A 17,402-nucleotide genomic window follows, 5' to 3' on the forward strand; every position below is an offset into this window, starting at 1 on the left:
CGGCCGTCGCTGTGGAGGAGCCTGAATCATCATGCGCACGCTTAGAGCATTACTTGCCGTATTCGCGTTGTTCGTCGCCACGTCGATGGTTGCGGCCTTCGCGGCATCGGACGCCAATCTGACTTTCACCGGCGACATCCTGCAGCCGACTTGCACGGTCGACAGCACGACGGCCAATCAGACCATCGCTCTGGGCAGCGTGCCGATCAGCAACTTCGCCAACGTAGGATCGACGGCGAATCCCCGGCCGTTCAACATTGGTCTGCTCAACTGCTCGCCCAACGCCACCGTCAACATGACGGTCGGCGGCACGATGGACACGGTGCCGACCGTTCTGCAGAACACGGGCACCGCGACACAAGTGGGCGTACAGCTCTTGCTGGCGGGCAGCGTGGGCGGCACGACCGGCACGCCGATCACACTCAACAGCACGATCAACCTTGGCGTGGTGAATGCGAGCAACGCCATGACGGTGCCGTTCGTGGCTCAGTTCTACCGGCTTGGAACGATGACGGCGGGGACGGTGACAGCCACCGCGACCGTCAACTTTACGTATTACTGAATTCGGTCTGCGTTGGCGTGGCCGACATTGGAAACTGGCCGGGCCAGAGATCCAGAAAGCGAAACGCGCTCTGCCGGCCGCCCAATGGCTGAGCGACGGCAAAGCGCGTCGTATCGTTTCCCCGGCAGCGAGGCGCACGCAAGCCGGTCACGCCGGCTTGCGTCCTCGAATCATTTCACGCGCATGCCCGGCTTCGCGCCGCTATGCGGTTCGAGAATGTAGAGGCCGGGCTCTTTCTTCTCGTCGGCGGAAGATGCCGCCAGAACCATCCCTTCCGACAAGCCGAACTTCATCTTGCGCGGCGCGAGATTGGCAATCATCACGGTCAGCTTGCCGATCAGATCCTGCGGCTGGTATGCCGAACGGATGCCCGAAAACACGTTGCGCGTTTTCTCTTCGCCGATATCGAGCGTGAGTTGCAGCAGCTTGTCGGAACCTTCGACCGTCTTGCAGTCGACGATCTTCGCAATGCGCAGATCGATCTTCGCGAAGTCGTCGATGGAGATGACATCCGATGCTTCCTCTTTCGCCGGTTTCCTGGCGGGCGCCGCGGCGGTTGTCGCTTCCGGCGCGGCCTGCAACGACTCGCGATTGGCGGCCAGCAACGCCTCGATCTGCTTCGGATCGACGCGCGTGGTCAGATGCTTGTACGCGTTGATCGCGTTCGCCGACGACAACGGCGTATGCACATGCGCCCAGACGAGCGGCGCGATGCCGAGGAACGCCTCCACAGCTTCGATCAGTTTCGGCAACACCGGCTTGAGCGCGAGCGACAGCAGGCGGAATGCTTCCAGACTCACGCTGCACGTTTCGTGCAACGCAACCCCGTTGGCCGGGTCCTTCGCCTGATCCCAGGGCTTGGAGGTATCGACGTACGCGTTGACGGCATCGGCGAGTTCCATCGTCGTGCGCAGCGCGCGGCCGTACTCGCGCGATTCGTAGAAGCCGGCGATCTGCGGAATCGCGGCGCGCAGTTGCGTGAGCAGCGGATGCTGCATCGCGCTGTCCTGCACGCGGCCGTCGAAGCGCTTGATGAGAAAGCCCGCCGCGCGGCTCGCGATATTCACGTACTTGCCGACGAGATCGCTGTTCACGCGCGCCTGAAAATCGTCGAGATTCAGGTCGATGTCTTCCATCGTGCTGTTCAGCTTGGCCGCAAAGTAATAGCGCAGCCATTCCGGATTGATGCCGGTGTCGATCACGCTCTGCGCGGTGATGAACGTGCCGCGCGACTTCGACATCTTCGCGCCGTCGACGGTCAGAAAGCCGTGCGCGAACACGTTCGTCGGCGTGCGATGGCCGGAGAATTCGAGCATTGCGGGCCAGAAGAGCGTGTGGAAATACAGAATGTCCTTGCCGATGAAGTGATACTGCTCGGCCTTCGCGCCCGGCTTCACCCATTCGTCGAAATTCACGCCGATGCGGTCCGCGAGATTCTTGAAGCTCGCGTAATAGCCGACGGGCGCGTCCACCCACACGTAAAAATACTTGCCCGGCGCGCCCGGAATCTCGAAGCCGAAGTAGGGCGCATCGCGCGAGATGTCCCAGTCGGCGAGCTTGGCTTCGCCCTTGTCGCCGAGCCATTCGCGCATTTTGTTGGTGGCTTCGGGTTGCGCGAGACCGCTCACCCAGCCGCGCAGGAAATCTTCGCAGCGCGGGTCCGACAGACGGAAGAAATAGTGCGTCGAGGTCTTGCGGATGGGCGTCGCGCCCGAGACCACCGAATACGGATTGATGAGCTCGGTCGGCTGATAGGTCGAGCCGCAGACTTCGCAGTTGTCGCCGTACTGATCCTTCGCGCCGCACTTCGGGCACTCGCCCTTGATGAAGCGGTCCGGCAGGAACATTTCCTTGACCGGGTCGTAAGCCTGCTCGATGTCGCGCGCTTCGATCAGCCCGGCTTGCTTGAGCGCGCCGTAGATCGAGTCGCACAGGACGCGGTTTTCCTCGGCATCGGTCGAATAGTAGTTATCGAACGAAATGCCGAAGCTGTCGAAATCGCGCTTGTGCTCTTTCCACACGCGTTCGATCAGCGCCTTCGGCGTGATGCCTTCCTTTTCGGCGCGCAGCATGATCGGCGTGCCGTGGGTGTCGTCCGCGCCGACGTAGTAGACCTCGTGGCCGTGCATGCGCAGCGTCCGAACCCAGATGTCCGTCTGAATGTACTCGACCATATGGCCGATATGAATCTGACCGTTCGCATACGGCAACGCGGACGTGACGAGGATCTGGCGACGGCCGCCTTCATGGGCTGAAGCGGCGGGCGCGGCGGTGGCAGGGGCGGAAATCGGTGCTGACATGGAGGCGCGGCCTGAAGGAAATGCTTGGGGTTGGTAAAAAAAAGCGGAATTCGATTCTAGCAGGGCGGGGAAAGGACGCCGGGCCCCCGCGCGATGTTGCCTCGGCTGACCTGCAGTTCGGAAGAGCAAATTGGGGAGTTTTCGGCGGCGAGAACCGTCTTGCACGATTCACGCGCACAAAAAAAACCGGGGTCCAATCGGGCCCCGGAGCAACAACGACAAGAGGAGAATGGCAGGTGATGGCGTGGCCACCCACCTACCGTAGAGAGAGACAGCCGCGGCGCGACCAAGTTTCAAATTTTTTTCAGACCGCTGCGCGAGGCTGACATCGCGTCTCGCACGCCGCCTGTCCGGCGGCGTTTTCCCCTTTTAAATCAGCAGCTTTACTGCACTTGGCCCGGCTGTGCGGTCGCGCGCAGATAGATTTCCACGCGACGATTCTGTGCACGGCCCGCTTCCGTCGAGTTGTCGGCGATCGGCTGGTTCTGGCCCATGCCCTGCGCCGACAGACGCTGCGCCGGAACACCGTGCGTCGCGATATACGACGCCACGCTCTGCGCGCGATTCTGCGAGAGCGTCTGGTTGTAGGCCGGCTGGCCGGTGTTGTCCGTATGGCCGATCACGTTCGCGATCAGCTCCGGATGCTGCTGCAGCGTCTGCGTGACCGAATTCAGCACCGGATCGAACGACGGCTTGATGGAGTAGCTGTTGGTATCGAACGAGATCGAATTCGGGATGTTCACCTTGAGCGAACCATCCTGCTGCTCGGTCACCTGCGTGCCCGTGCCCTTCGAGTCGCCCGAAATCTTGTTGCGGATCGCCTGCCAGTTGTAGCCGGTGATACCGCCGACCGCAGCGCCCGTGGCCGCGCCGATCGCCGCGCCCTTGCCGCCGCCGAAAATGGCGCCGATGCCTGCGCCGGTCGCCGCTCCGACACCCGTGCCGACCGCCGTGTTGGTGCCCTGCTGCGAGGCGCAACCGGCAACGAGCGCACCTGCGACAGCGAACACGGACAGACGGGTCAAGAATTTGGTATTCATCTTCGATCTCCTTAAATCGACAAGCAATTCGGCAAGGTGTGCCGACAGTGCGAAAGGGTCTTCGGACGAGCGTTCGGACGAGCCTCTACAATATTGAGAGATGCGCCCGGCCGCCCCATGCGATGCGTCCCCGGAAACATTTGCAGCGGGATAGTGCAGCGCGCGCGAGCCGCACGCAATCGCTCTAACAATTCCTTTCAATTTCCTCAGTTTGTTGCAAAGCGCCGATGGCCGGATGCAACAAACGTTCCACGGAGTTTCGATGAATCTCGACCGCTCGAAGATCGACACCGCACTCGCCACACTGACCGATCCCAACACCAACCGCAAGCTGGTCGATACGAAGAGCATCCGCACGGTCTCCGTCGATGGCGCGAACGTCTCGGTGAGCATCGTGCTCGGCTATCCGGCGAAATCGCAGTTCGATGCGATCCGCGCAATGGTGACCGACGCGCTGCGCCAGGTGCCCGGCGTCGCGAACGTGACGGTGGACGTTTCGTCGCAGGTCGTGGCGCACGCGGTGCAGCGCGGCGTCAAGCTGCTGCCGAACGTCAAGAACATCATTGCGGTGGCATCGGGCAAGGGCGGCGTCGGCAAGAGCACGACGGCGGCGAATCTGGCGCTGGCGCTGGCGGCCGAGGGCGCGTCGGTCGGCATGCTCGACGCCGACATCTACGGCCCCTCGCTGCCGATGATGCTCGGCATCGCCGGGCGCCCGGAGTCGCCGGACAATCAGACGATGAACCCGCTCGAAGGCCACGGCATCCAGGCGAACTCGATCGGCTTTCTGATCGAGCAGGACAATCCGATGGTCTGGCGCGGCCCGATGGTCACGTCCGCGCTCGAGCAGCTGCTGCGGCAGACCAATTGGCGCGATCTGGATTACCTCGTCGTCGACATGCCGCCGGGCACGGGCGACATCCAGCTCACGCTCGCGCAGAAGGTGCCGGTGACGGGCGCAGTGATCGTCACGACGCCGCAGGACATCGCGCTGCTCGACGCGAAGAAGGGCCTCAAGATGTTCGAGAAGGTCGGCATTCCGATTCTCGGCATTGTCGAGAACATGAGCACGCACATTTGCTCGAACTGCGGCCACGAGGAGCACATTTTCGGCGCGGGCGGCGGCGAGCGCATGGCGAAGGAATACGGCGTGGAGATTCTCGGCCAGTTGCCGCTCGATATCTCCATCCGCGAGCGTACCGACGCGGGCCAGCCGACGGTCGTGTCGGAGCCTGCGAGCCGCATCGCGGAAATCTATCGCGCGATCGCACGTCGTGTGGCGATCTCGATTGCCGAGCGTCAGCGCGACATGACGTCGAAGTTTCCGAGCATCGTCGTGCAGAACACCTGATCGTGCGGAACATCTGAATTCGAGCGCTCGATCGAATCGCCGCGAGCCTTGTGCAATGCGGCTCGCGGTATCATGTCGCCTTCGATGCGCGGCAGCGTGGACGCAGGGGGCGTCGGCGGGCCGCCGAGAGGATCGCATGAGAAACAGATTCGACGGAAGGGCGCTTCATGCCTTGATCGCGACGGCCGCCTGCAGCGTGATGCTGAGCGGCTGCGGCCTGCTCTTCCAGAATCACGAAAAACGCGCGGACGCGGTGCTGCAGCCCGCGCCCGGCAACGCCACGCGCGGCACGGTCACGCTCATCGAGCGCGCGGACGGCGTGCAGGTTTCCTACAGCCTCACCGACATGCCGCCGAACAGCGATCACGCGCTGACCGTGCACGAGCGCGGCGACTGCATTTCGATCAACGGTCCCGAAGCAAATCCCGTCTTCGCGCTGCCGGCCGAACGCCGTAAGCCGAGCGCGCGGCTGGAGGGCGAACTCGGCAATATCCACGCGGACGCCACCGGCTCGGCGACCGGTTTTATGGTCGCGACCGACGTCTCGCTCGACGGCGTGCGCTCGGTCATCTCGCGCGCCATGGCGCTGCACCGCGAGGCGCTCGATCCTTACGCGAGCGCGCCGCACAACGTGGGCGCGGCGCTCGCCTGCGGCGTGATCCGCCGCTAGACGCGGGCCACGTCCGCGCCGGAACGCGGCGTCGCGTCGATCGCGTAAAATACGCGCTTTCGTTTTGATTCGCGCCTGGCCGCGCGGCACGCCATGCCGCCACACGCCATGCACCGTTTCCCGCAGGCGGCGGTCGCGAGACTTCAAGCCTTAACCGTTGAGTAGCGCCCCTATGAGCATCAAGTCCGACAAGTGGATTCGCCGCATGGCCGAAGAGCACAAAATGATCGAGCCGTTCGTGCGCGATCAGGTGCGCGTGGCCGAGGACGGCCGCAAGATCGTGAGCTACGGCACGTCGAGCTACGGCTACGACATTCGCGTCGCCGACGAATTCAAGATTTTCACGAATATCAATTCCACCATCGTCGATCCGAAAAATTTCGACGAGAAATCGTTCGTCGATTTCAAGGGCGATGTCTGCATCATTCCGCCGAATTCGTTCGCGCTCGCCCGCACGGTCGAGTATTTCCGCATTCCGCGCTCGTGCCTGACGGTGTGTCTCGGCAAATCGACGTACGCGCGCTGCGGGATTATCGTCAACGTGACGCCGTTCGAGCCGGAATGGGAAGGCTACGTGACGCTCGAATTCTCGAATACGACACCTTTGCCTGCCAAAATCTACGCGAACGAGGGCGTCGCGCAGGTTCTGTTCTTCGAAAGCGACGAAATCTGCGAGACATCGTACGCGGACCGCGGCGGGAAATATCAAGGGCAGCACGGCGTGACGCTGCCGAAGACTTGATGCAGATTAGATAATCGCCGCGCTTAAAAGAAACGCACACGGCAAACGCTTGTCGAAAGACCGCCGGCATCGAGTTGAGACTCGGCGCGGCGGTCGTTCCATTTGGAGATTCGCCTCATGAAGTTCCGCTTTCCTGTCGTCATCATCGACGAAGACTTTCGTTCCGAGAACATCTCGGGTTCCGGCATTCGCGCGCTCGCCGAGGCGATCGAAAAAGAAGGTGCCGAAGTGCTCGGCCTGACGAGCTACGGCGATCTCGCGGCCTTCGCGCAGCAGTCGAGCCGCGCGTCGTGCTTCATTCTGTCCATCGACGACGACGAATTGCTGCCGTACGCCGATAACGTCGTCGTGGAAGGCGACACGCCGGAACTGGCGTCGGCGATTGTCGCGCTGCGGGCGTTCATCAACGCCGTGCGCCGCCGCAACGCCGACATTCCAATTTTCCTGTACGGCGAAACGCGCACCTCGCGCCACTTGCCGAACGACATCCTGCGCGAGCTGCACGGCTTCATCCACATGTTCGAGGACACGCCGGAATTCGTCGCGCGCCACGTCATTCGTGAAGCGAAGGTTTATCTCGATTCGCTCGCGCCGCCGTTCTTCAAGGAACTCGTGCAGTACGCGGAAGAGGGCTCGTATTCGTGGCACTGTCCGGGGCACTCGGGCGGCGTCGCGTTCCTGAAGAATCCGCTCGGACAGATGTTCCACCAGTTCTTCGGCGAGAACATGTTGCGCGCGGACGTCTGCAACGCTGTCGACGAACTCGGTCAGCTGCTCGATCACACCGGGCCGGTCGCGGCGTCGGAACGTAACGCGGCGCGCATCTTCAGCGCGGATCATCTCTTTTTCGTGACCAACGGCACGTCGACGTCGAACAAGATCGTGTGGCATGCAACGGTGGCGCCGGGCGACATCGTGCTCGTGGACCGCAACTGCCACAAGTCGATCCTGCACGCGATCACCATGACCGGCGCGATTCCCGTGTTCCTCACGCCGACGCGCAATCACTTCGGCATCATCGGGCCGATTCCGCGCGACGAGTTCAAGCCGGAGAACATTCGCAAGAAGATCGAGGCGAATCCGTTCGCGCGCGAGGCGCTCGCGAAGAACCCGAAGATCAAGCCGCGTATCCTGACGATCACGCAGAGCACGTATGACGGCGTGATTTACAACGTCGAAATGATCAAGGACTTGCTGGGCGACCTGCTCGACACGCTGCATTTCGACGAAGCGTGGCTGCCGCACGCCGAGTTCCATTCGTTCTATCAGGACATGCACGCGATCGGCGCAGGCCGTCCGCGCACCGGCGCGCTCGTGTTCGCAACGCACTCCACGCACAAGCTGCTCGCGGGCATCTCGCAGGCGTCGCAGATTCTCGTGCAGGACAGCGAGAACAGCACGTTCGACCGCCATCGTTTCAACGAGGCGTATCTGATGCACACGTCGACGTCGCCGCAATACGCGATCATCGCGTCGTGCGACGTGGCCGCGGCGATGATGGAAGCGCCCGGCGGCACCGCGCTCGTCGAGGAGTCGATTGCGGAGGCGCTCGATTTCCGCCGCGCCATGCGCAAGGTCGACGACGAATACGGCGACGACTGGTTCTTCAAGGTCTGGGGCCCGGAAGCGCTCGCGGAAGAAGGCATCGGCGACCGCGAAGACTGGATGCTCAAGCCCAACGACCGCTGGCACGGCTTCGGCGCGCTCGCGGACAACTTCAACATGCTCGACCCGATCAAGGCGACGATCATCACGCCGGGGCTCGACGTGGACGGCGAATTCGGCGAGAGCGGCATTCCGGCCGCGATCGTCACGAAGTATCTGGCGGAGCACGGCATCATCGTGGAGAAGACGGGGCTTTACTCGTTCTTCATCATGTTCACGATCGGCATCACGAAGGGCCGCTGGAACTCGATGGTCACCGAACTCCAGCAGTTCAAGGACGACTACGACAACAACCTGCCGCTGTGGCGCGTGCTGCCGGAGTTCGTGGCGCAGCATCCGTCGTACGAGCGCATCGGCTTGCGTGACCTGTGCGAGCAGATTCACAGCGTCTATCGCGCGAACAACATCGCGCGGCTCACGACCGAAATGTATCTGTCGAGCATGGAGCCGGCAATGAAGCCGTCCGAGGCGTTCGCCAAGCTCGCGCACCGCGAGATCGACCGCGTGCCTATCGACGAACTCGAAGGCCGCGTGACGTCGATCCTCTTGACGCCGTATCCGCCGGGCATTCCGTTGCTGATTCCGGGCGAGCGCTTCAATCGCACGATCGTCGATTATCTGCGTTTCGCGCGCGAGTTCAACGAACGCTTCCCGGGCTTCCACACGGATATCCACGGGCTCGTCGGCGAGATGATCAACGGGCGCATCGAGTATTTTGTCGATTGCGTGAGGCTCGATGATGCTTCGCTGAACCGCTAAAAGAAAAACGGTCCGCAAGGGCCGTTTTCACATCCGGAAGCCGGAGATCGCTCAGATACCGTTCAGGTACCGCTCAGATCAGCCCTTCCGCCTTCATCGCTGCCTGCACGCCGGCGCGCGCGCCCACGCGAGCCTGATAGTCGACGAGCGCGCGCCATTTGCCGAGGTCGAGGTCGATGTGCTTCGCCCAGCCGAGCACCGTGAAGAGGTACGCGTCACCGATGCTGAATTCGTCGCCGAGCAGGTATTGTTTGTCGTCGAGATGCTGCGCCGTGTAGGTGAGGCGGCGTTCGAGATTGGCCATTGCGGCTGCTTTCCAGTCGCTGCTCGCGGCCGGATTGAAGAACGGCGAAAAATTCTTGTGCAGTTCCGTGCCGATGAACGTGAGCCAGCCTTGCAGGCGATAGCGCGCCATGGCGTCGGCGAGCGGCGCGAGATGCTTCGCCGGAACCTGATCGGCGATGTATTGCATGATCGCCGGGCCTTCGGTCAGCAGCTCGCCGTTGTCGAGCTGGAGCGCGGGCACATAACCCTTGGCGTTGATCTTGGTGAAGTCCGCACCGCTGGCGGTGAGTTTGGTCTTGAGGTCGACAGCTTCGATTTCGTACGGCAGCCCGGATTCTTCGAGTGCGATGTGAGACGCGAGCGAGCAGGCACCAGCTTTGTAAAACAGTTTCAAAACGTTTCCTCCAGATTGAGTGCGTACGATTATGAACGATGTACCCGGCGCTCAACATGTTCTGGCATGAAACGATCTGTGTCTTTATTTGAAAGAACGGGAGGGTCGGTGGTTGGCCGATCTCAGTCGAGAATGAAGTCGCGCGGCGGCGCGAACGGTTTGGGCGCGCGCGCGAAATCGGGATCGGCGGCCATATCGTGCAGGGCGAGTTCGATCGTCTCGCACATCGCGTTCAACGCGAGATCGTTTTCTTCGAGGCCGAACGGGTCTTCGATCTGCGCGGCGATCGCCTCCAGCGCCATGAACGCATACGCAACCAGCAGCGCGAAGAGCGGCGTAAGCACGCCCGCGCCGTCCACGAGCCCGAACGGCAGCAGGGCGCAGAAGAGATAGATCGTGCGGTGGATCATCACGGAGTACGAAAACGGCAGCGGCGTGGTGGCGATACGCTCGCATCCGCCGATCACATCGGACAGCGCATTGAGGTTGTGCTCGATCGCGAGCACCGCATAGCCGTCGATGACGCCTTCGCGCCGGCGTTCGGCCACCCATTCGCCGAGCCACAGCAGGATCAGCGCGGGCCGGAACTGCGCGGCCGCGACGCGGGCGTGCAACTCGGGCGGCAGCCGGCTGGACAGATCGGCGAGCGCATCGGTGCAGCGCAGTTGATGACGCAGCGCGTGCGCCAGTGCGCCGAGCGCGGCGAGAAAGCGCCGCGTCTGTTCCGGATCGCGCGGTTCGGGTAACGAGAGCGCCTGCCGTGCGAGCGAGCGCGCGGTGATGACGAGTGTGCCCCAGAGCTTGCGGCCTTCCCACCAGCGTTCGTAGCTCGCGCTGTTGCGAAAGCCGAGAAACACCGCGAGCGCGATGCCGACGAGCGCGAACGGCGGCGTGCCGAGCCCGATCGGATACGTGCGCATGTGGTCGTGCATGAAGATCGCCGTCACCGACAGCGCGAAGATCAGCCCGAGGCGCGGTAGCAGTTGCGGCAGCACGGAGCCTCGCCACACGAACAGCAGCCGGAACCAGTGGACCTTGGGGCGGATGATCATGACGCGCTTTTTTTAACGGATGCGGGGACGATCATCCGATTATCTCGAAAATGACGCATGAATATCGCATCTCGCGCAGGGACATGTCGCCGCGTGCGGAAACAAAAAAGGCCGTCCTTGCGAACGGCCTTCGGTGCTATCGATTAAGCTGGGCGCTCAAAGCGCCGCGCGTGCCGCCTGCGCCGCCGCGCGCACCTGATCCGGCGCGGTGCCGCCCGCGTGATTACGGCTCGCGACCGAGCCTTCCAGCGTCAGGTATTCGAACACGTCCTCGCCGATCAGATGCGCGACGTTCGGCAATTCCATTTTCATCTCGTCGAGCGACAAGTCGGCGATATCGCACTCGCGATCCACGCAGATGCGTACCGCGTGCGCGACCGCTTCGTGCGCATCGCGGAAGGGAAGGCCGCGCTTCACGAGGTAATCGGCGAGATCGGTCGCGGTGGAGAAGCCTTGCAGCGCCGCCGCGCGCATGGCCTGCGGCTTGACGGTGATGCCCGCCGCCATTTCCGCGAAGATGCGCAGCGTGTCGGCGACCGTATCGACGGTATCGAACAGCGGCTCCTTGTCTTCCTGATTGTCCTTGTTATAGGCGAGCGGCTGGCCTTTCATCAGCGTGAGCAGCGCCATCAGATGACCGTTCACGCGGCCCGTCTTGCCGCGCGCGAGTTCGGGCACGTCGGGGTTTTTCTTCTGCGGCATGATCGACGACCCCGTGCAGAAGCGGTCCGCCAGATCGATGAAGCCGACGCGCGGACTCATCCACAGCACGAGTTCCTCGGAGAAGCGCGATACGTGCGTCATGACGAGCGCGGCCGCCGCCGTGAATTCGATCGCGAAGTCGCGGTCGGAGACGGCGTCGAGCGAATTGGCGCAGATGCCGTCGAAGCCGAGCGTCTTCGCCACGGCGTGACGGTCGATCGGATAGCTCGTGCCGGCGAGCGCCGCGGCGCCGAGCGGCAGGCGGTTCACGCGCTTGCGGGCGTCGCGCATGCGTTCGGCATCGCGCGAGAACATTTCGACGTAGGCGAGCAGGTGATGCCCGAAGGTCACCGGTTGCGCGACCTGCAAGTGCGTGAAGCCGGGCATGATGGTGTCGGCGTGTTTCTCGGCCATGTCGATGAGCGCGAGACGCAAGTCCTTCAGCAATTCGCCGATACGGTCGATCTCGCCGCGCAGCCACAGGCGGATGTCGGTCGCGACCTGGTCGTTGCGCGAGCGGCCGGTGTGCAGGCGCTTGCCCGCATCGCCGATCAGCGCCGTCAGCCGCGCCTCGATGTTCAGATGCACGTCTTCCAGATCCAGCTTCCACTCGAACTCGCCGCGCTCGATTTCGCCCTTGATCTGCGCCATGCCGCGCTCGATGGCCGCGAGGTCGTCGGCGCCGATGATCTTCTGCGCCGCCAGCATCGACGCGTGCGCGAGCGAACCCTGAATGTCGACGAGGGCGAGCCGCTTGTCGAAGAACACCGACGACGTATAGCGTTTGACGAGCTCCGACATCGGCTCGGAGAAGCGAGCCGACCAGGCTTCGCCTTTTTTGTGGAGTTGGGACGTCATGGTGATGTGATGTGCGGTAGAGGCGGCTCGTTCTGCAAGCCGGAAGTCGAGAATTTTAACATTCGGGGGAAAGCCGCTTTCACGACTCGCCGACGAGGATAACCAGCTTCAGATCTTCGCGATGCGCCGGCTTGAACGTGATCTGATTGAACACGATACGCCCGCGCACCGGATGATCGAACGCGCGCTCGCCGCCTTCGCGCTCGAACACGTCCTGCGACGCCCAGAAACGCGCGAAGGCGTCGCTCGCGGCGCTTAAGCTGTCGATCAGCGCGCGCGTGGGCGCGTCGTTCAGATGACGGATGGAATCGGCGCGAAACTCGGCCGCGAGCCGCCGCGCGCGCGTCTCCCAGTCGACGATCAACGCCCGCGCCACCGGCGACGTGAACGTGTAGTTCAGGAGATTGCGGTCGTGCGCGCCGTCCAGCCAGCCGACGAAAAGCTCGGCCGCGGGCGCGTTCCAGCGCAGCGCGTTCCATTGACGATCGAGCACATAGGCGGGCGCGCCGATCAAACCGACGGTCTGCAGCAGCGCCGCGGGCGCGTCCTGGCTCGCGGGGTCGGGCTCGGCGGGATCGCGCTGGGCGGCGAGTTCGAACAGATACGCACGCTCGGCGCGCGATAGCTGCAACGCCACGGCGATGCGGGCCAAGGCATCTGCGGAAGCGGACACGGGGCGCCCTTGCTCGATCCACGTGTACCAGGTCGGACTCACGCCGCACAACTGCGCCACTTCCTCGCGGCGCAAGCCGGGTGTGCGGCGGCGCGGCCCAGGCGCAAGACCCACGGCCTGCGGCGTGAGCCGTTCGCGATGCGCGCGGATGAACTCGCCGAGCGCGCGCGCGGGCGTTTCGGCAAGTGTTTCGTTCGGTTCGTGCTGTTGGATCTGGCTCATGCAGGCTGGAAATACGGACAGCGGAATGCGGTGTCGACGGCTCGAATGCCGACGGGTAATTTATATACCAGAATATTCGCTCAACTTGTACTGGTACAGCGCGGGTTCTATTGTAGCGGCAGACCTTCCCCACAACGAACCCGGAAAACCGCGATGAAACACCACGACCAGGTCGCAGACGCATTCGGCAGCACGGCCGCCGCCTATCTCACGAGCGCCGTCCACGCGAGCGGCGCGGACCTGCAAACGCTCGCCGCGACGTTCGCCGCCACGTGCGGCAACGCGACGGTGCTGGACATGGGCTGCGGCGCCGGCCACGCGAGCTTCGCGATCGCGCCGCATGTGCGCGAAGTCGTCGCCTACGACATCGCGCAGCCGATGCTCGCGACGGTGCAGGCCGCCGCGAAGGAGCGCGGCTTGACGACGATCCGCACGCAGCAGGGCGCGGCCGAGACGCTGCCGTTCGCCGATGCGAGCTTCGACTGGGCCGTGAGCCGCATGAGCGCGCATCACTGGCGCGACGTGCCGGCGGCGCTCACGGAAGTGCATCGGGTGCTCAGGCCGGGCGGGCGGCTCAGATTCATCGATATCGCGGGCATCGACGATCCGCTGTTCGACACGCACATTCAGGCGATCGAATTGCTGCGCGACGCTTCGCATATTCGCGACTATCGCGCCTGCGAATGGATCGCGATGCTCGACGCCGCCGGTTTCGACGCGCAAGTCAGCGAGCGCTGGCGCATTCCGCTGGAGTTCGACGCGTGGGTGACGCGCATGCGCACGCCGCCGGAACGCGTGACGGCGATCCGCTCGATGTGGCAAAGCGCGCCGGATGAAGTGCGCCAGTATTTCGGCGTGAAGGAGGACTACTCGTTCGAACTCGACGCGATGATGATCGAGGCGAAGCGAAGGGACTAGAAAAAACGGCGTCGTGCCTGAAAGCGCGACGCCGTTCGAATCACCCCGTATTGCGCAACCCCGCTGCAATCCCGTTGATCGTCAGGTGAATGCCGCGCCGCAGCCGCACGTTCTGATCGCCTGCGCGGTGGCGCTTCAACAGCTCCACCTGCAAGTGATTGAGCGGATCGAGATACGGGAAGCGGTTCTTGATCGAGCGCGCGAGCAGCGGATTGTCCGCGAGACGCTCGCCCTTGCCGGTGATTTCGGCGAGCACGTCGCAAGTGCGTCCGTGTTCCGCGACGATGCGATCGAATACCCGCTTGCGCAGCTTCTTGTCGGTGACGAGCTGCGCATAGCGGGACGCGACGGCCAGATCGGTCTTCGCCAGCACCATGTCCATGTTCGACAGCAGGTTCTTGAAGAACGGCCACGTCTTGTTCATCTTGCGCAGCGTGGCCAGCCGCTTCGCGCGTTCTTCCTCCGAGCCGGGCGCGTCGAGCCATGCCGTCACCGCGCTGCCGAAGCCGTACCAGCCCGTGAGCAGCAGACGGCACTGGCCCCACGAAAAGCCCCACGGAATCGCGCGCAGGTCTTCGATCTTGCGCTGCTTCGGATCCTGCAGCTTGCGCGACGCCGGCCGGCTGCCGATGTTCAGTTCCGCGATTTCCGCGATCGGCGTGGACGAGAAGAAGTAGTCGGTGAAGCCGGGCGTTTCATAGACGAGCGCGCGGTAAGCGGCCATCGCGCCGTCGGACAGCGCCTGCATGACTTCCTCGAATTGCGGCAGTTGCGCGGGCGCGTTCTCGTGCGGCAGCAGCGAGGCTTCCAGCGTCGCCGCGACGACGGTTTCCAGATTGCGCCGGCCGATTTCCGGATTGCCGAACTTGCTCGCGATCACTTCGCCTTGCTCGGTCAGGCGAATCTGCCCGTCAACGGTGCCGGGCGGCTGCGACAGGATCGCCTGATAGGTCGGGCCGCCGCCGCGTCCTACCGTGCCGCCGCGGCCGTGGAACAGGCGCAGCGTCGTGCCGCGTTCCTTGAACAGCGCGACGAGCGCCAGCTCCGCGCGATACAACTCCCAGTTCGACGTCAGGAAGCCGCCGTCCTTGTTGCTGTCCGAATAGCCGAGCATGACTTCCTGCTCGTTGCCCTGATTCTCGACCAGTTGATCGATGCCCGGCAGCGCAAAGAACTCGCCCATGATGACGGGCGCATTGCGCAAGTCGGCAATGGTCTCGAACAGCGGAATCACCATGAGCCCGTCGCGCGCGGGATCGTCCTTGGCGCCGACGCAGCCTTGCAGCACGCCGGTTTCCTTCTGCAGCAGCATTACTTCGAGCAGATCGCTGACGGTTTCCGTGTGCGAGATGATGTAGTTGCGCACCGCGCGCGCGCCGAACTTGCGGCGCGTTTCGCGCGCTTCTTCGAGCACGCCCAGCTCGCTCTTGGCGAGATCCGAATACTCCGCGTACGGCAGACGCAGCGGGCGCGGCTGCGCCAGTTCCTTCAGCAGCACTGCGCGCTTTTCGTCTTCGGAAAGCGCGGCGTAATCGGCCACCACGCCCGCGCGCGCGAGCAGTTCGGCGACGACCGCTTCGTGAATATCCGAACTCTGCCGCAAGTCGATGCTGGCCAGATGGAAGCCGAACACTTCGGCGGCGCGCGCAAGCGGCGACAGGCGCAGCAGCGACAGCGACGCGCCATGATGCTCGGCGAGCGAATCGATCAGGACATGCAGATCGCGCGTGAACTCGGACGCGTCGGCGTAAGGCGTTGCGCGGATCGGCGCGGCGCCGCGTCCCGCGCTGCGCACGGTCACCGAGCCTTCGCCGAGCCGCACGCGGGCGCTTGCCGCGAGCCGCGTGTACATGCCGATGAGCGCGCGCCGGTAAGGCTCGTCCGTGCGATGCGGCGACTGATCCGGCGATGCATCGGCGAGTGCCTTCAGCGCGTCGCTCGAACCGGCGAGCAGGTTCGACACGGACAGTTCCGCGCCGAGCATGTGCACCTGTTCGAGATAGTGTTCGAAGATCACGGTCGCCTGGCGCGTGATCGCGGTTTCGAGTGTTTCCGCCGTGACGTTCGGATTGCCGTCGCGGTCGCCGCCGATCCAGCTTCCCATCTGGAAGAACGGCGGCAGGCGCACGGGCAGGCCGTGCTCGGCGAGCGCGTTTTCGATGTCGGCGTAAAGCGCGGGAATCTCTTCGAGAAACGTGGCGCGATAGTAGGACAGCGCGTTCTCGATTTCATCGGCGACGGTCAGACGCGCGTCGCGCAGCATGCGCGTCTGCCAGAGCGACGTCACGCGCGCGCGCAGCACCGCTTCGTTGCGGGCGCGTTCGCGGGCGGTCAATTCCTGATCGCGCTCGGCGAGCAAACGGGCGATGTCGTGCTGCGCGTCGAGAATGCTCTTGCGCGACACTTCGGTCGGGTGCGCGGTGAGCACGGGCACAATCAGCGCATCGCCGAAAAAATTCTCCAGCAGCTTGCGCGTCGCGCTGATGTTCTTCTGCTCGCGCATGCGTTCGATCGCATACGCGATGGTGCCCGGCTGCGTCACGGAACCGGCGAGCGCGTGAATGCGCCGGCGGCGATTGTGATGCCGGTCCTCGGCAATATTGGCCAGATGCGAGAAGTAGCTGAACGCGCGCACCACCGACACCGTCTGTTCCGGCGACAGCGCCCGCAGCTTTTTTTCGAGCGTCTGCGCGGCTTCGCTGTCGTCTTCGCGGCGAAATTTCACGGCCGTCTGACGAATAGCTTCGACGACATCGAACACCGCGTCGCCTTCCTGTTCGCGCAGCACGTCGCCGAGCAGGCGGCCGAGATAGCGGATGTCTTCGAAGAGCGGGCGGTCCTTGTCGTCGCGCGTGCGGCTCGACGGCTTCGCGCTCGCGGCGCCGTTCACGCGCGGCAAGGCGGCTTTCGGCTTGATGCCGTTCGCTTTGACCGCGGCCTTGACCGCAGTCTTGACCGTGGTCTTGACGACGGGCCGGGCCTTCGGCGCGACGGCCGCTTTCGATGCCTTTGCGGCCGTGGCGGCCTTCGTGACGATAGGCGACGACGCCGCGACGGGCGCGTCGGAGGACGACTGGGGCAATGCGGCGTGGCGGCGCGCGGGGCGTGCCGATGCAGAAGACGTCACGTTGAGTTCCTCTCAGAAGCTGCGAAGCCAAAGACACATGAACGTGACGCGGCGGCTTGCGGGAAGCGCCGCATCCTGCAGG

General features: G+C 63.7%; 13 protein-coding genes. 6 read left to right on the forward strand and 7 right to left on the reverse strand.

Translation table 11 applies throughout. The features are described from left to right. Positions 1–31: 31 nt before the first annotated feature. The gene (locus BRPE64_RS03200) at positions 32–562 is read left to right on the forward strand and encodes a fimbrial protein (RefSeq protein WP_016344584.1); all 531 of its coding nucleotides are present in this window, start codon (positions 32–34) and stop codon (positions 560–562) included. A 170-nt stretch (positions 563–732) separates the two neighbouring features. On the opposite strand, the gene metG is transcribed toward BRPE64_RS03200, so the two are convergent. Further along, positions 733–2,850 (reverse strand): methionine--tRNA ligase, encoded by a 2,118-nt coding sequence (metG, locus tag BRPE64_RS03205; RefSeq protein WP_044041917.1) that lies wholly within the window; start codon positions 2,848–2,850, stop codon positions 733–735. Between the two features lie 395 nt (positions 2,851–3,245). Then, entirely contained in the window at positions 3,246–3,902 is a 657-nt protein-coding gene (locus BRPE64_RS03210) for an OmpA family protein (protein ID WP_016344586.1), read from the reverse strand. Between the two features lie 235 nt (positions 3,903–4,137). Between BRPE64_RS03210 and apbC the strand changes: the two genes are divergently transcribed. The 4 genes from apbC (at position 4,138) to BRPE64_RS03230 (ending at position 9,089) form a co-directional block, all read left to right on the forward strand. After that, the gene (gene apbC, locus BRPE64_RS03215) at positions 4,138–5,253 is read left to right on the forward strand and encodes an iron-sulfur cluster carrier protein ApbC (protein ID WP_084675712.1); all 1,116 of its coding nucleotides are present in this window, start codon (positions 4,138–4,140) and stop codon (positions 5,251–5,253) included. 136 nt (positions 5,254–5,389) lie between these two features. Next, on the forward strand, positions 5,390–5,923 hold the full coding sequence (locus BRPE64_RS03220) for a superoxide dismutase family protein (RefSeq protein ID WP_044041184.1): 534 nt from the start codon (positions 5,390–5,392) through the stop codon (positions 5,921–5,923). 172 nt (positions 5,924–6,095) lie between these two features. Continuing rightward, a complete protein-coding gene (gene dcd, locus BRPE64_RS03225) occupies positions 6,096–6,665 on the forward strand; it encodes a dCTP deaminase (RefSeq protein ID WP_016344590.1) in 570 nt (189 codons plus the stop codon). Between the two features lie 117 nt (positions 6,666–6,782). After that, positions 6,783–9,089 (forward strand): arginine/lysine/ornithine decarboxylase, encoded by a 2,307-nt coding sequence (locus BRPE64_RS03230; RefSeq protein ID WP_044041918.1) that lies wholly within the window; start codon positions 6,783–6,785, stop codon positions 9,087–9,089. A 73-nt stretch (positions 9,090–9,162) separates the two neighbouring features. Here the strand turns inward: BRPE64_RS03230 and gstA are convergent, their stop codons facing one another. The 4 genes from gstA to BRPE64_RS03250 all read right to left on the reverse strand — a co-directional run bounded on the left by gstA (position 9,163) and on the right by BRPE64_RS03250 (position 13,275). After that, entirely contained in the window at positions 9,163–9,768 is a 606-nt protein-coding gene (gene gstA / locus BRPE64_RS03235; RefSeq protein WP_016344592.1) for a glutathione transferase GstA, read from the reverse strand. Positions 9,769–9,890: 122 nt separating this feature from the next. Continuing rightward, positions 9,891–10,820, reverse strand: a complete 930-nt coding sequence (locus BRPE64_RS03240) for a bestrophin family protein (RefSeq protein ID WP_016344593.1) — start codon at positions 10,818–10,820, stop codon at positions 9,891–9,893. 156 nt (positions 10,821–10,976) lie between these two features. Next, positions 10,977–12,380 (reverse strand): argininosuccinate lyase, encoded by a 1,404-nt coding sequence (argH, locus tag BRPE64_RS03245; protein WP_016344594.1) that lies wholly within the window; start codon positions 12,378–12,380, stop codon positions 10,977–10,979. 79 nt (positions 12,381–12,459) lie between these two features. Further along, a complete protein-coding gene (locus BRPE64_RS03250; RefSeq protein WP_016344595.1) occupies positions 12,460–13,275 on the reverse strand; it encodes a helix-turn-helix transcriptional regulator in 816 nt (271 codons plus the stop codon). A 153-nt stretch (positions 13,276–13,428) separates the two neighbouring features. On the opposite strand from BRPE64_RS03250, the gene BRPE64_RS03255 reads away from it, so the two are divergent. Beyond that, on the forward strand, positions 13,429–14,193 hold the full coding sequence (locus tag BRPE64_RS03255) for a class I SAM-dependent methyltransferase (RefSeq protein WP_016344596.1): 765 nt from the start codon (positions 13,429–13,431) through the stop codon (positions 14,191–14,193). A gap of 40 nt (positions 14,194–14,233) precedes the next feature. Here BRPE64_RS03255 and ppc read toward each other — a convergent pair whose 3' ends face one another. Then, the gene (gene ppc / locus BRPE64_RS03260; protein ID WP_016344597.1) at positions 14,234–17,320 is read right to left on the reverse strand and encodes a phosphoenolpyruvate carboxylase; all 3,087 of its coding nucleotides are present in this window, start codon (positions 17,318–17,320) and stop codon (positions 14,234–14,236) included. Positions 17,321–17,402: the final 82 nt, after the last annotated feature.

It is taken from the genome of Caballeronia insecticola, from assembly GCF_000402035.1.
Lineage (GTDB): Bacteria > Pseudomonadota > Gammaproteobacteria > Burkholderiales > Burkholderiaceae > Caballeronia > Caballeronia insecticola.

What these genes read in the sequence shown, in the direction of transcription:
- BRPE64_RS03255 (WP_016344596.1), top strand. Translation starts at nt 13,429, where the DNA reads ATGAAACACCACGACCAGGTCGCAGACGCATTCGGCAGCACGGCCGCC.
- dcd (WP_016344590.1), top strand. Translation starts at nt 6,096, where the DNA reads ATGAGCATCAAGTCCGACAAGTGGATTCGCCGCATGGCCGAAGAGCAC.
- apbC (WP_084675712.1), top strand. Translation starts at nt 4,138, where the DNA reads ATGCAACAAACGTTCCACGGAGTTTCGATGAATCTCGACCGCTCGAAG.
- BRPE64_RS03220 (WP_044041184.1), top strand. Translation starts at nt 5,390, where the DNA reads ATGAGAAACAGATTCGACGGAAGGGCGCTTCATGCCTTGATCGCGACG.
- argH (WP_016344594.1), bottom strand. Translation starts at nt 12,380, where the DNA reads ATGACGTCCCAACTCCACAAAAAAGGCGAAGCCTGGTCGGCTCGCTTC.
- BRPE64_RS03250 (WP_016344595.1), bottom strand. Translation starts at nt 13,275, where the DNA reads ATGAGCCAGATCCAACAGCACGAACCGAACGAAACACTTGCCGAAACG.
- BRPE64_RS03200 (WP_016344584.1), top strand. Translation starts at nt 32, where the DNA reads ATGCGCACGCTTAGAGCATTACTTGCCGTATTCGCGTTGTTCGTCGCC.
- BRPE64_RS03210 (WP_016344586.1), bottom strand. Translation starts at nt 3,902, where the DNA reads ATGAATACCAAATTCTTGACCCGTCTGTCCGTGTTCGCTGTCGCAGGT.
- BRPE64_RS03230 (WP_044041918.1), top strand. Translation starts at nt 6,783, where the DNA reads ATGAAGTTCCGCTTTCCTGTCGTCATCATCGACGAAGACTTTCGTTCC.
- BRPE64_RS03240 (WP_016344593.1), bottom strand. Translation starts at nt 10,820, where the DNA reads ATGATCATCCGCCCCAAGGTCCACTGGTTCCGGCTGCTGTTCGTGTGG.